This is a genomic window from Pseudomonas fluorescens NCIMB 11764 (assembly GCF_000293885.2).
Classification (GTDB): Bacteria; Pseudomonadota; Gammaproteobacteria; order Pseudomonadales; family Pseudomonadaceae; genus Aquipseudomonas; species Aquipseudomonas fluorescens_B.
In genome coordinates this window covers 3,686,189-3,700,215 of the sequence record NZ_CP010945.1, presented here as the reverse complement: position 1 = coordinate 3,700,215, position 14,027 = coordinate 3,686,189, and the positions used below count along the sequence as shown (strand labels likewise).

At 56.8% G+C, this 14,027-nt stretch carries 13 protein-coding genes and 1 pseudogene; 11 read left to right on the top strand and 3 right to left on the bottom strand.

Going from position 1 to position 14,027, the window contains the following annotated elements:
* Positions 1-34 precede the first annotated feature (34 nt).
* Both B723_RS17115 and B723_RS17110 read left to right on the top strand, forming a co-directional pair.
* On the top strand, positions 35-2,062 hold the full coding sequence (locus B723_RS17115) for a TRAP transporter permease (RefSeq protein ID WP_017337855.1): 2,028 nt from the start codon (positions 35-37) through the stop codon (positions 2,060-2,062).
* The gene (locus B723_RS17110) at positions 2,059-2,445 is read left to right on the top strand and encodes a DUF1850 domain-containing protein (RefSeq protein WP_017337854.1); all 387 of its coding nucleotides are present in this window, start codon (positions 2,059-2,061) and stop codon (positions 2,443-2,445) included. The genes B723_RS17115 and B723_RS17110 overlap by 4 nt, the downstream gene beginning before the upstream one ends.
* A 95-nt stretch (positions 2,446-2,540) precedes the next feature.
* Here B723_RS17110 and B723_RS17105 read toward each other — a convergent pair whose 3' ends face one another.
* On the bottom strand, positions 2,541-2,843 hold the full coding sequence (locus tag B723_RS17105) for a hypothetical protein (protein WP_238588285.1): 303 nt from the start codon (positions 2,841-2,843) through the stop codon (positions 2,541-2,543).
* Between the two features lie 555 nt (positions 2,844-3,398).
* Between B723_RS17105 and B723_RS17100 the strand changes: the two genes are divergently transcribed.
* The 5 genes and pseudogenes from B723_RS17100 to B723_RS33010 all read left to right on the top strand — a co-directional run.
* The gene (locus tag B723_RS17100; protein ID WP_017337852.1) at positions 3,399-4,079 is read left to right on the top strand and encodes a response regulator transcription factor; all 681 of its coding nucleotides are present in this window, start codon (positions 3,399-3,401) and stop codon (positions 4,077-4,079) included.
* Entirely contained in the window at positions 4,057-5,472 is a 1,416-nt protein-coding gene (locus B723_RS17095) for a sensor histidine kinase (RefSeq protein WP_017337851.1), read from the top strand. The genes B723_RS17100 and B723_RS17095 overlap by 23 nt, the downstream gene beginning before the upstream one ends.
* Before the next feature lie 87 nt (positions 5,473-5,559).
* The gene (locus B723_RS17090; protein ID WP_031318689.1) at positions 5,560-6,768 is read left to right on the top strand and encodes a D-alanyl-D-alanine carboxypeptidase family protein; all 1,209 of its coding nucleotides are present in this window, start codon (positions 5,560-5,562) and stop codon (positions 6,766-6,768) included.
* A gap of 66 nt (positions 6,769-6,834) precedes the next feature.
* Entirely contained in the window at positions 6,835-7,131 is a 297-nt protein-coding gene (locus B723_RS17085; protein WP_017337849.1) for a DUF6388 family protein, read from the top strand.
* A gap of 175 nt (positions 7,132-7,306) precedes the next feature.
* Positions 7,307-7,803: pseudogene (locus B723_RS33010) on the top strand (site-specific integrase); the annotation flags it as partial.
* Between the two features lie 47 nt (positions 7,804-7,850).
* Here B723_RS33010 and B723_RS17075 read toward each other — a convergent pair.
* Positions 7,851-9,179 (bottom strand): sensor histidine kinase, encoded by a 1,329-nt coding sequence (locus B723_RS17075; RefSeq protein WP_017337847.1) that lies wholly within the window; start codon positions 9,177-9,179, stop codon positions 7,851-7,853.
* The gene (locus B723_RS17070) at positions 9,176-9,835 is read right to left on the bottom strand and encodes a response regulator transcription factor (RefSeq protein WP_017337846.1); all 660 of its coding nucleotides are present in this window, start codon (positions 9,833-9,835) and stop codon (positions 9,176-9,178) included. Before B723_RS17070 ends, B723_RS17075 begins: the two co-directional genes overlap by 4 nt.
* Positions 9,836-9,967: 132 nt before the next feature.
* On the opposite strand from B723_RS17070, the gene B723_RS17065 reads away from it, so the two are divergent.
* The 4 genes from B723_RS17065 to B723_RS17050 all read left to right on the top strand — a co-directional run bounded on the left by B723_RS17065 (position 9,968) and on the right by B723_RS17050 (position 14,015).
* Positions 9,968-10,291: a PepSY domain-containing protein gene (locus B723_RS17065; RefSeq protein ID WP_017337845.1), complete on the top strand. Its 324-nt coding sequence runs from the start codon at positions 9,968-9,970 to the stop codon at positions 10,289-10,291.
* A gap of 92 nt (positions 10,292-10,383) precedes the next feature.
* Complete coding sequence (locus B723_RS17060; protein WP_017337844.1) at positions 10,384-10,854, top strand: DUF2271 domain-containing protein; 471 nt, start codon at positions 10,384-10,386, stop codon at positions 10,852-10,854.
* Positions 10,855-10,879: 25 nt separating this feature from the next.
* On the top strand, positions 10,880-13,060 hold the full coding sequence (locus B723_RS17055) for a PepSY domain-containing protein (protein ID WP_017337843.1): 2,181 nt from the start codon (positions 10,880-10,882) through the stop codon (positions 13,058-13,060).
* Complete coding sequence (locus B723_RS17050) at positions 13,044-14,015, top strand: FAD:protein FMN transferase (protein WP_017337842.1); 972 nt, start codon at positions 13,044-13,046, stop codon at positions 14,013-14,015. The genes B723_RS17055 and B723_RS17050 overlap by 17 nt, the downstream gene beginning before the upstream one ends.
* The last annotated feature ends 12 nt before the right edge of the window (positions 14,016-14,027 follow it).

Below are 14,027 nucleotides of genomic sequence, written 5' to 3'. Positions count from 1 at the left end.
CCCACCTTCCATGCAGTCATGAGGCAGGCAGCACATGAGTGAAGATCATCACGGCATCTCCGCGAATCCGCGAGACTGGCCAAAAGCCCTATTTTTCGTGGCATTGCTGTTCTCGATTTTTCAGATTTTCACCGCTGCGTTTTCGCCGATCTCAAGCCAAGTTCTGCGCGCGGTACACGTGGGCTTCCTACTGTGGGTAGTATTTCTGAGCTACCCGGCGTACGGCAGGAAGCGTCCCTGGCAACCTCTGGCCTGGTTGCTCAGTTTAGCGGCCATCGCCACGGCCTTGTATCAGTGGGTATTCGAGGCTGATCTGATCCAGCGGTCTGGCGATCTGACATTTGCAGACACCGTGCTCGGTCTTTTGCTGATTGCACTGGTGTTCGAAGCTGCAAGGCGAGTGATGGGCATTGCTCTGCCCATCATTTGCGGTCTATTTCTGGCTTATGGCTTGTTTGGCGAATATCTGCCTGGCGACTTGGCCCACCGCGGATATGGCTTCGATCAGATCATCAATCAATTGTCATTTGGTACCGAAGGGCTGTACGGCACGCCGACCTATGTATCGGCTACCTACATTTTTCTTTTCATTCTATTCGGCGCGTTTCTTGAACAAGCCGGCATGATCAAACTGTTCACCGATTTCGCCATGGGCCTGTTCGGTCACAAATTGGGCGGGCCAGCTAAAGTTGCGGTCGCCTCATCGGCGTTGATGGGTACCATTACCGGCTCCGGGATTGCCAACGTCGTTACCACGGGGCAATTCACCATCCCACTCATGAAACGCTTTGGCTACCGAGCTGCATTTGCCGGCGGCGTGGAAGCCACCTCCAGCATGGGCAGCCAGTTGATGCCGCCAGTGATGGGGGCCGTCGCCTTCATCATGGCCGAAACCATCAACGTCCCCTTCGTGGAGATCGCCAAAGCGGCGTTGATACCCGCTATCCTTTATTTCGGCTCGGTGTTCTGGATGGTTCACCTGGAGGCCAAGCGCTCGAATCTCGAAGGCCTTCCCAAAGACCAGTGTCCCAGTGCGTTGGGGGCGGTCAAGGAGAACTGGTACCTGCTGATTCCACTGTTGGTATTGGTTTATTTATTGTTCTCCGGGCGCACGCCCCTATTCTCCGGCATGGTCGGCCTGGCACTGACAGCTATCGTGATTCTCGGCTCGGCGATTATTCTCAGAGTGCAAAGCTTCGGTCTACGTTGCACCTTTTGGATAGCGCTTGGCATCTTGTGTACCGGTTTTTTTCAGCTCGGGATCGGTGTGATCTTTGCGGTCATCGGCGTACTGGTGGTCGTCTGCTGGTTCATCAAGGGCGGTCACGAAACATTGACCATCTGCCTGCACGCTCTAGTCGAAGGCGCGCGCCATGCGGTACCGGTAGGTATCGCCTGTGCACTGGTGGGCATCATTATCGGTGTGGTGTCATTGACCGGCGTGGCCTCCACCTTTGCGGGTTACATTTTAGCTATAGGCCGGGACAACCTGCTGCTTTCGCTGATCTTGACGATGATCACTTGCCTTGTGCTGGGCATGGGCATCCCGACCATTCCCAATTACATCATCACCAGCTCGATCGCAGCCCCTGCGCTGCTGGAGTTGGGTGTGCCTCTGATCGTTTCGCACATGTTCGTGTTTTATTTCGGCATCCTCGCCGATCTCACCCCCCCGGTCGCTCTCGCCTGCTTTGCGGCCGCACCGATCGCCAAAGAGAGTGGATTCAAGATCAGCCTGTGGGCGGTTCGAATCGCGTTGGCGGGTTTCGTCATTCCTTTCATGGCGGTCTACAACCCGGCGTTGATGCTGCAAGGTGACAATCTTTGGGCAACCGCCTACATGTTGATCAAGACAACATTGGCGGTCGGGCTTTGGGGAATGGCCTCCACCGGCTACTTGCAACGCAAGATGCCTGTTTGGGAGCGATTGTCGTGCGTAGGCGCGGGAGCCTTGCTGGTTGTTGCGTTGCCACTGACTGATGAGCTGGGCTTCGCCCTCGGGACATTGATGATATTTCAACATGTTTGGCGTTCCCGTCAGGCAGGGATCGCCAACGCATGATCGGATTATGTCTGGGCCTGACCGGCGCCGTGTGGGCTCAACTGTCGGTTTCACACTTCACGCTGGCGTGGAATCACACGATTGAAAAGATTCGCTGGGAAGAGGACTACCGTATCACCAAGCAGGGCCTGGTACTGGAAGAAGCTCGAGTGCGTGGCAATGGCGCAGGAATGGACATTCCGCCAGGTGCTCGACTGGAAAATGGTAGTTGGCACTACCGGCGATCGTTGCCACCTATGCAGCCACTGATTCTGGGGCGAACGCCTGAGGCTGGCGATTATCAGCTGTGTTTTGACAACCAATGTTATTTCATGAGCAAGTGGATTGGCGCACCAACTTACAGGCAACCTTCTATGCAGATGTGGGCATGCGAGGCAGGCTGAATGTGATACCTCCTTCCAAATATGAGTCGAGAAAAGAAGAGGCTTTCGATCCTGCAGGAATTACTAAATTGCGCTAGTGCAAGCGAGCCAGTGGATCAGTCGTCGTCCTGAAGATTGCCGTAACCACGAGGTAATTCCATCCAGGCGTCAAGCGCCGTGAGCTGCCTCGCAACAGCAGCGTCCCACTCAGGACCCACGGCAATGTTTTTACTCATCATGGCGTGGATGATAGCTGTCGCCTGTTCGTACTCATGGTGTATTTCCAGCGCTTTTGCTAAAAATTCTTCTTGCCGAGTCATAGGGTTCTCCAGAAGTGGAAACCGAGCATTGATCTGCAACCATAAACAATCGACACCTGCATAAACCGTGAGTTGCAAAGCCCCCGTGGTTGGTGCCATTGGTGGTCGCGTGAAGCTGCACAGCCAACGCATGATCGGATGGTCAGTACCGTTTTGCTCAGCTGTCGATTTGGTATTTGATGCTGGTTTGAATCAAATCACGGGAATGACTTGATGAAATGGAGGCGACCGAGCACCCATGACGATGGGATGGCTGCTCCGAGATGCTCGCTGAGAAATGACAGGTGAGGCGACCTGTATCGGCTAACGAACTCCCAATCAATGATTTTTGGGTAAATACCGAACGCTCCATCAGGGAAACGGGACAAGCCTTCGCTGTGCGTTCAGCTCATGCGCTCCAGCTACGCTAGTTTTCTTTATGCAGTAATCCAATTCGCATAGGTACACACCAAGCCGAATGCGAGCAAAAAGAAAGCCAAATACGGGGTCACAATTTTCCTCCTTTCAGTACGTGCGAGCATCCGTCATGGGAAATATATCCGTGCTTTGGAAGGCATCAAGGTTAAGGTGGATTAAGAAATATTTAATTTTCGGCCGCAACGTTGGTCTCTTAGGGTATGCCGTATCGGCGTTCGGCATTACACGGAGAAAGTTATGAGTTACGCGTTGGTTATAGAGGATGACGAGGTGACGGCGGAAGTCATCATCGCCGCGCTCCAACGCAACGGCTTCAGCTCCAGATGGGCCGAAACCGGACGAGACGGACTGGCCTTGGCGATTGCTGGAGGCTATGACGCCATTACTCTGGATCGGATGCTACCCGATTTTGATGGGCTAACGATCGTCAGTACGTTACGGAGTCTTGGAATCCAGACACCGGTCCTGATGATCAGTGCACTTTCAGACATAGATGAGCGCGTTAAGGGGCTTCGGGCGGGCGGCGATGACTATTTGACCAAACCATTCTCGCCTATCGAGATGCTTGCGCGTCTAGACGCGTTGCTTCGGCGCACCAGTGCCGATTCTAGCCATCCACATCTCAGTTACGGAAACCTGCGACTGGATCTGGTGGAGCACAAATTGACTCGAAACGATGAACACATCCTGCTGCTTCCGACCGAGTTCAAACTGCTCAATTACCTGATGCGCAGTGCCGGCCAACTGGTCACACGCACCATGCTATTCGAAGAGGTCTGGGGTTACCACTTCGATCCGGGAACGAACATCATTGATGTTCACATTGGCCGACTGCGCAAAAAACTCGAAGGCGATAAAGACTCTCCCATCATCCATACGATACGTGGTGCAGGATATGTCCTTGCTACAAAAAACTGAGGAATGGCGCTCTTCCGGTAGTCGATTGATCGGGTTCTACGCCATATTTTTTGTGGTTTGGGGAGCGCTTTTCACCGGGGTATTGTACTGGCAAATCTCCCATTACCTGGGAACCGTTGCAGAGCGAACATTATTGCAGCGTGCGCACTACTATCAAAAAGTCGATGATAAAAAACTGGCAAAAGAACTGGCTGCCAGTGAAGCCTATTCAACGCCCGGCATCGATGCGTACGGATTGTTCACAGCCGATGGCCAGCACATTGCAGGAGATCTGCTCAAACTGCGTTCCAGTTTGCCCGATGATGGGAAGGTCCATTATCTTGAGCGCGGATTAAGTATTGCATTACCCAATGAAGAAACCAGAAGCAGCTATGCCCTTTTAACTCGGCGCCGAGACGGACATATTCTTATTTTGGCACGGGACGGCGGCTCGATCTCAGCCGTTGGTGGGATTATCGAGCAAGCATTGATGTGGGGATTTTCATTAACGCTCATCCCCGGATTGATTGGCTGGTATTTATTACGGCGGCTGCCATTACGCCGTGTCAAACGTTTGCAGCTTTGTACCGAGAGTATCGTTTCAGGCAACTTGTCGGAGCGTTTACCCTTATCCGCCCGCCGCGATGAGTTGGATATGCTGGCGAGCGCTGTGAATACGATGCTCGATCACATCGAGCAACTGATGCATGAGGTCAAAAGCGTCTGCGATGGTGTCGCCCATGATTTGCGTACACCGCTGACGCGGTTGCGTGCAAGGCTTTATCAGCTCCAGCAACTGCCATTGGACAGTGATCACGAGCGAATATTAAATCAGGCCCTTGAGGAAAGCGAATCGATCATGGTGCGTTTTCAAGGATTGCTTCGAGTTGCTGAACTCGAGGACATTCGCCGCCGCTCTGCATTTGCACCTTTCCAAATCATGGCGTTGTTACAACAAGCACATGAATTTTATGAACCGTTGGCACTTGATCGTTCTCAAACGCTTTCTCTAGAAATTACCAATGACCTACCCCAACTGTATGGCGACGCTTCGTTGCTGTTTGAGGCTGTGGTCAATCTGCTCGATAACGCGATCAAATTTACGCCGGAGTGTGGGCATATCAAACTGCGGGGAAGTATCGAGGAGTCAACCGTCATCATTGAAGTCGCTGACGATGGTGCCGGCATACCCGAAACGGACCGTACGCACGTCATTCGCAGGCTCTATCGAGGAGATGCAAGCAAGATGCAACCCGGGCATGGTCTCGGATTATCGTTGGTCGCTGCCGTCGTCAAATTGCACGGCTACTCGCTGGATATCCAACCCGCAGCGATGCACTGCGGTACCCGTGTCTTGATTCACTGCCCGATGATCTCCGAGTCACCTTCGTATCAATCACTGGCTGAACATTAAATTTAAGTTAATTGAGTTTAATTTGAGCGCATTAGAGCTGTGGGCTAGGTTTGTCCGTACTTTCTGCAAAACCAAGGCTTCCTGGTTGTGAAATATCTGTTGTTCCGTCTTGTGTTGACCGTGCTCTGTGTAACAACGCCTTTTGCCTGTATTAACCATGCTCGGGCTGAAACGAACACTCGAGGGGCGATGATCCCTGCAGCACCAAAGCTCGGAGCCAAAGCCTGGATACTGATTGATGCGGCAACGGGTAGTGTGATTACCAGTCATAACAGCGATATGCGTCTGCCCCCAGCCAGCCTGACAAAAATGATGACCGCGTTTATCACTACACGTGAAATTAAGGCCGGGCGCATGAAAGAAAATGACACAGTCACGATCAGCGAAAACGCCTGGCGTACGGGTGGCTCACGAATGTTTCTTGACCCTGGCAGCACAGTCTCGATTCAGGATTTGCTGAGCGGTGTGATCATCGTCTCCGGTAATGATGCAAGCGTTGCACTTGCTGAACATGTAGCTGGAAGTGAAGGCGTCTTCGTCGGGATGATGAATGCGACCGCGAAAACCTTAGGAATGAGCAATACTCACTTTATGAATGCCACCGGGCTGCCTGAGCCAGCGCATTATTCATCTGCTCGCGACATGGCCACATTGGCGGCGGCAATCATTGGCGAAGGAGCTAGTTCATATTCGCTTTATTCCAAAAAATACCTCACCTGGAACGGGATTCGGCAGGCCAACCGAAATCTCCTTTTATGGCGAGCCCCCAGTTTCGATGGCTTGAAAACCGGTCATACCGAGGCGGCCGGTTATTGCATGGTGGCTTCGTCGTACCGAGCCAGGCGACGCTTGATCAGCGTGATCCTTGGCGCAAGCAGTACATATAAACGCACAGCAGAAACAGAAAAGTTGATGGGCTATGGGTTTCGCTTCTATGACACAAAAACCTACAAAAAAGGCGGAGAGATACTCACAGAGTCTGCGCTCTGGAAAGGTAAGCAGCGATCGATTGCACTGGGATTACTCGATGATCTGACTCTCACCCTGCCCAAAAATACAAGTCGAAAAATAGAGACGCGCCTTGAGATTGATGGACCGCTTGAGGCCCCTATTGCCGCTGGTACCATCGTCGGAACGCTGGGGCTGTACGAAGATGGCCAAAAGTTGGGGAGTCGGCCATTAATTACCCTTGAAGATGGGGAAACCGGCGCCTGGTGGAAACGTTGGTGGGACACGATGCATCTGTTTTTGCTCCAAATGATTCGTAGTTGGTTCGATGACACTGAGATTGCCTAGCCATGGACAATGTTATGTATTACGAGGCAAAAAATACCGAGACGGATCCCATTGCTGGAGAAGCTGATGAACTCGGATGATCTACGAAGAGAATTAGCGCTCTCGAAATTTTTCAACGGTAATTCATTACTAAATGACGATGTCAAAGAACTGAATCAGGCCGAAAGAAAACTATGCATTGAGTCAGCTTTTGAGCAGGAGGCGATACGTCTGGGGATCGAAGTATGGGAGCTTACGCTCATCATGATTTCAGAGTCTTCTGAAGAGCTGAAATACCTGACGCTGGAGTTCCATCGAGAAGTGGCAGAAATGGTAGAAATGGACTGGGAGGAGTATTGCAAACTGAACGAAATAAGAGAGTAGTTTTTATAAACCGTTGAGGTACGATCATTAGTTATGAAGACATTGCAGCAGGTTACGAGATCCCGATGATCTTTTTACAATCGTCAAGATCCCCTGCCAACTAATCGCCAGTCAATTACGAGGTGGATAAACTAAGTGGCAGATTTTCGATGATCGCTTCCTCGGGACTTTGCTTCTCTATCCGGCCTGGCCGTTGGATGGCGTCGCGCGTAAAGACGGCAATGCCGAGTTGCAACGACGCTTTAATAATGACCTCTGCCCAATACTCGGCAAGACGTCAGTCAGTAGTGTTTCCGAGCATGATGTTCGAGCGCTGATCCGGGCTGTGGTCAACCGCGGCGCTCACCGGCAAGCCCTCAGCTTCTTCGCCGACCTCACCCGGATGTTCAGCCATTACAGTGCCCTGCCCGCCGGTCAAAAATACGACGGCACTCGGCCACTGAAGAAAGAAACTCAACTCGCGCTTTGGGTCAGCCTGGGCACACTGTGCCGGATTGGCGGGTTGCTGCAGGCCTGATGGAAAAATGTCGATCTGGAAAAGCAGACCTGGTTCCTTCCCAGTGAGAACGTCAAAGGCTCTGCCGCAAGAAACAAGACCACCCTGTTTTCCTCTCCCCCTTCGTCCTGCATTTCTTTCAGGAACTCAAGACCCTGACGGGAGATGTTCGTTATTCTCGACGCTGAGAAAGAGCCCAGCGGAGCGGGCGATCTGTTTAAAACTAGGCAAGCGGTAACCAGACGCACACTTCGAAACCCTCCTGTCGACCTGTAGCAGGGGAAAACAGTTTCATTCTCGCGTTAACCCCCTGAACGATGGTTTTAGTAATCGCCAACCCCAGCCCTGAACCACTGATTTCACTGTGACCGCGCACAAAGCGCTCTGTCAGATGCTGCAATACCGACTGCGGCACCGCCGGGCCGCTATTGACCACCCGCAGTTGTGCCTGTTCGGTGAGGCTGACTTCGATCGGTTGATCCGCTGCGCCGTACTTCAGCGCGTTCTCGATCAGGTTGCGCAACAGGATACCAAAGGCGTCCGGATCGATGCTCGAGTACACGCTGGCTTGACCGGGCAAATGCAACTCAATGCGCTGACCGCTGCGATGGTTCCACTCGTCGACCCCATGGGCCAGCAATGGAATCAGGTCCTGAGGTGTTTCGGACAACAGCCCACCGCCCTCGGCCTTGGCCAGTTGCATGAGTTTTTCCGAAAGCCGCGCCAACTCGCGCAACGCGTTTTCGATCTTCGCCGCTCGTACCCGCAACGGGCCTTCGGGCGCCTCGTGGTGTAACCGCTGGATCTGCGCCAGGGTCGCGGCCAGTGGCGTGCGCAGCTCATGGGCGCTGTTGGCGGTAAAGCTGCGCTCGGCTTCCAGGGCCTTGCGCAAGCGCTCCAGCAGGTGGTTGACCGCCTCGGCCAATGGATCGATTTCTGCCGGCAGGCGGGCCACCTTGATCGGCGACAAGTCACCCACGCCACGCGCCTCGACCGCACGACGATACGCCAACACACTGCGCAGGCTGATCCGCACGAACAACCAGGTGCCCAACAGGCTGACGGGAATCAGCGCCAACAGCGGCAACAACAAGGCAAACAAGGCTTCCCGCGCGGCTTCACGGCGATGCCCCAGCGGCTCGGCGATCTCAATGAACAGCGTTTCGCGCAATGCACTGGCGCCATACAAGCGGTATTTTTCAGAGGTGGAAAAACCCTCAGTCGGCTGTTGACTGAAGATCTTCGGGTTGGCGTCGTGGGATTGCATCAGGATCTTGCCGCTGGCATCGCGCACCAGGTACGTCAGGTATTCCTTGTGCATTTTCAACGTCGCAACGTGCTGAGCCTCACGGGGTTCCTCCCGGTTGCTGATTTCCAGCACGGCCAGTGGCAAGATGCGTTGCGCGGTCTCTTCCAGCGCGCTGTCGAACGCCTCGTTCAACTCATGTTGCACCACCAGCCAGGCGCCGACGGTCGCGCCCAGCCACAGCAAAGTCATGCCCAGGGTCAGCCCCAGGCCGAGGCGTTTTTGCAGGCTCAAAGAAGACTTCATATGGCCATCAACCGGTAGCCCATGCCGCGCACGGTTTCAATCAGCTCGCGTCCCAGTTTTTTGCGCAGCCGGCTGATGTAGACCTCGATGGTATTGCTCTCGATTTCGGCGCCGAAGGCATACAGACGTTCTTCCAGCTGCGACTTGGACAACAACGCGCTGGGCCGCTGCACGAACGCTTCGAACAGCGCCCATTCGCGAGCCGTCAGGTCTACGGTGGTGCCGGCCCGCTGCACGGTGCGGGCGCTTATGTCGACCTGCAAATCACCGAGCTTGATCTGCGGGTTGGGATTGCCGCTATAACGCCGGGCCACCGCCGCCACACGGGCCGAAAGCTCGAAAAGATCGAACGGTTTGACCAGGTAATCGTCGGCCCCGGCATTGAGGCCGGCAATGCGATCGGATATCTGATCCTGGGCCGTCAGGATTATCACCGGGGTCACGTCACCTGCCGAACGCTGCTGACGCAAAAAGTCCAGCCCGCGACCGTCCGGGAGCATCAGGTCCAGCAGGATCAGGTCGTAAGGCGTGGTGCGGACGCTGTTGCGTGCGTGGTCCAGGCGCTGCACCCAATCGACGGCGTGGCCGTCATCGGCAATCTGCTCGCGCACCGCATCCCCCAACCCTGGTGCGTCCTCGACCAATAGAACCCGCATCTGGAACCTCCTGTGATGGTTGTCGTGCAGCACCTTAATCGCCTTACCTGACGTGAATCTGAAGATTCAGCTGGTTGTCAGCAATGCACCTTAGGGTATGCCACAGACGCCGACCTCGGCAGGAGACAGATCATGAAATCAGGTTTTATTGCCAATGCCGCGCTGTTGAGCCTGCTGCTCAGCGGTTACGCCCTGGCTGACGACGACTGCAGCGACCCGGTGAGCGACTGGCAACCGCGCGACACCTTGCGTCAGCAGGTCGAGCGGCAATACGGCTGGAGCGTGCAGCGCATCAAAGTCGACGACGGCTGTTACGAGCTCAAGGGCCTGGACCGCAAAGGCAACGCCATCGAAGCCAGCTACTCACCGGCCTCGCTGCGCCTGCGCACCCTCGAGATCCACTTCCGCGACGATGGCAATGCCAGGGATTACCTCGGTAGCCCGATCACCGAATGACACCTCACCTGTCGATGAGTTTTTCCTGCGTTTCAGGTTGCTGTCAGCAAGCAGGTCCAGGCTCTCGACCTAACGATCAAAAGGACACCCTCATGAAGAAGATCATCGCAGCCACCTGCCTCGTCGGCGCCATTGCCCTGCCAGGGCTGGCCCAGGCCCGTGAAGTGACCCTGACCACCCAGCTCAAGGACTACAGCGGCAATGATGCCTACCTGGCGATCTACGTCACCGACGCCAATGGCCAATACCAGAAAACCCTGTGGGTGGCCGGCAAGAAGGCCAAGTACTACAAGCATTTGGGCGACTGGGCCCGTGGCAGCGGGATGAACCCCAGCGAATTTGACGGGGTCAGCGGCGCCAGTGTCGGCAGCGGGCGCACGCTCAAAGTCAGCGTCGAACTGGCAGACACCCTGATCGATGCCGGGTATCAGATCCGCATCGACAGCGCCGTCGAGGACAAACGTGACGCTCGCGCCGATGTCAGCATGCCGTTGACATCCAAGGGCGCCGGCAAGCCAGCGCCCGGCAGTACCTATGTCGAGTCCTTTACTTACGATCTATAGCACCCGCCATCTCTGGAGGCTGAACATGCTTCGTCAGTTCCATTCCCTTCCTGGCCTGATCGCCGCCCTGCTGGTCATGTTATTGGCCATCAGCGGCGCGATCCTGTCGGTCGACCCGGCGCTGGAACGCCTGCACAGCACGTCCACCCCTGCCGGACAACTCAACGTCGGCCAACTGGCCGGGCGCGTTGCCAACCACTTTCCAGGCGTGGAGCAGATCCAGCGCTCAGCGTCCGGCACGGTGATCGTCTACTACAACCAGAACGGCCAGGCCGGGGCGGAAAAGGTCGACCCACTGACCGGCAAAGGCCTCGCCCCTTACGAACCATCCGCGTTCACACGCTGGGTGAAAGACCTGCACCGCTCGCTATTTCTTGGTACGCCGGGCCATGGGGTGTCGGGGGTCGGCGCCCTGTTCATGCTGATACTGTCAGTGTCCGGCGCGCTATTGCTGGCCCGGCGCCTGGGTGGCTGGCGCAACCTGCTGCGGCCACTGCGGGGCACTTTCAGCCAGCGCTGGCATGCTGAAGTCGGGCGATTGGCCTTGCTGGGGCTGCTGCTGTCGGCTTTGAGCGGGCTCTACATGTCCGCCACCACTTTTGGTTTTATCGCCGACGGCAGTCAAAGTGAACCCACCTTCCCCGCCCACGTCAGCGCCGGCCCGGCCTTGCCGGTAGCGAAGCTGCAAGCCTTGCAGGCCGCCGACCTGAACGACCTGCGCGAGCTGGTCTACCCGAACCCCGGCAACCCGCGCGATGTGTTTTCCCTGCGCACGGCCCAGGGCGACGGCTATGTGGATCAGGCCAGCGGCGCTTTGTTGTCCTATCAAGCCCACGACTCGATGCACAACCTCTACGAATTGATCTATCAGTTGCACACTGGCGAAGGCCTCTGGTGGCTAGGCCTGCCGCTGGGGCTCTGCGCCCTCTGCGTGCCGTTGATGAGCGTGACCGGCATCCTGTTGTGGTGGCGCCGCCGCAAGGCTGGCCCGAACATCCGCCACAACAGCCCTGCCCACTCCGCCGACAGCGTGATTCTGGTGGGCAGCGAAAACAACAGCACCTGGGGCTTTGCCAAAACCTTGCACGACGCCTTGCACCAGAGTGGCCATCAGGTACACAGCGCGGCGATGAATGAATGGGCGGGCGATTACCGCAATGCCCAACGGGTCTTCATCCTCACCGCGACCCACGGTGACGGCGATGCGCCGGCCTCGGCTTCGCAGTTTCTGGCGCGGCTGGCCAAAACCGGCCTCAAGCCCGGCCTGCCCTTTGCGGTGCTGGGCCTGGGCGACCGCCAGTTTGCGCAGTTCTGTCAGTACGCCCATCAAGTGCAGGACGCCATGTTGCAGGCCGGTGGCTCGCCATTGCTGGCGCTGGAAACCGTCAACCGCCAGTCCCCTCAGGAGTTTGCGCGCTGGGGCCACGCGTTGGGTGACGTGTTGGGGCAGGAGCTGGCGCTGGTTCACACCCCGCAGCAGCCGCGTACCCATCAATTGAAGCTGACAGAGCGGATTGCCTATGGCGAACAGGTGAACGCGCCGACCCACATCCTGCGCTTCAAAGCCTGCGGCGAACTGCCGGACTTTCTGGCCGGCGACCTGGTCGGGATTCTGCCGCCGGGCAGCCCGATCCCGCGGTTCTACTCGCTGGCCAGCGGTTCCCAGGACGGCGTGCTGGAGATCTGTGTGCGTAAACACAACGGTGGCGTGTGCTCGGAATTCCTTCATGGCCTGGACATCGGCGCGCAGATCGAAGCCTTCATCCAGCCCAACCCGCAATTTCGTCCGGCATCGGGCGCGCACCCGGTGATCCTGATCGGCGCCGGGACCGGCATCGGTCCCCTGGCCGGTTTTATCCGCAACAACAAGGCCCGACACCCGATGCACTTGTATTGGGGCGGGCGCAACCCGGCCTCGGACTTTCTCTACGAACCGGAGCTCAACCAATACTTGTCAGACCGCCGCCTCACGGCACTGCGCGCCGCCTTCTCTCAGGTTCAGGACCGCAGCTACGTGCAGGACCGGCTCATCAGCGATGCCCTGGCCTTGCGCCGGCTGATTGAAAAAGGCGCCCAGGTGCTGGTGTGTGGCAGTCGCGAAATGGCCAAAGGCGTGATGCAGGCCCTCGATGAAGTGTTGGCGCCTCTCAACCTGAGTGTGCTGACTCTCAAGGCACAGGGACGCTACCGTGAAGACGTCTACTGAGTTGCAGCGCTATAGCCTGAACGGCGAAACCATGGGCACCCGATACACCGCCCTGTTTTATGCCGGGGCCGGGATCGATACCGACGAAATTGGCCAGCGCCTGGCGCGCGCCGTGGCCCGGGTGGACCAGCAAATGTCCAGCTGGAAACCCGACTCGGACCTCAACCGCCTCAACGCCGCCCCCGAGCAGGAATGGGTGTCCGTGCCCAAGGAACTGGCCACGGTGCTGTCTGCGGCACTGCGCGTCAGTGAGCAATCGGGCGGCGCCTTCGACATCGCCGTCGGTGACCTGGTGAACGCCTGGGGCTTCGGCCCAGGGGAGCAGACGGTCACAGAGCAGGCGATCGGCACGATTGCGCCGCGCGCCCGGCTGTTAGCCAGCGCCGCATTGGTGGTTGAGCCGCAACACAATCAGGCGCGCAAGCGCGTCCCGCTGAACCTTGACTTGAGTGGCATCGCCAAAGGTTTTGGCGTTGATGAACTGGCCCGTTGCCTGGAGGGTTTTGGCATCACCCGCTACCTGGTCGGCATCGATGGCGAGATGCGCGCCCGGGGCGTCAAACCTGACGGCCAGTGCTGGGCCGTGGCCCTGGAAAAGCCCAACCGGGGCGTGCGTGAAGTCATGGGGGTGATGGAACTCAGCGATGCCGCAATCGCGACCTCCGGGGACTATCGACATTGGGTCGATGTGGCCGGTCAATCCTATGCTCACACCATGAACCCGGCCACCGGTGCGCCGCTGTGCAACCCGCTCGCCGCCGTCACCGTAGTGGCGGCCTCGTGCATGCTCGCCGATGCCTGGGCCACGGCGCTAATGGTCCTGGGCGAAACCGAGGGCCCGCGTCTGGCTCAGGAACGCGGGATGGACGCGTTGTTCGTGCTGCGCGAGGGTGAACAATTCAAAGAAATATCCATTGTCGGCGGCCAGCTGCAGGCGCAAATTGAAACCCGCTGACGCCGATTGCCG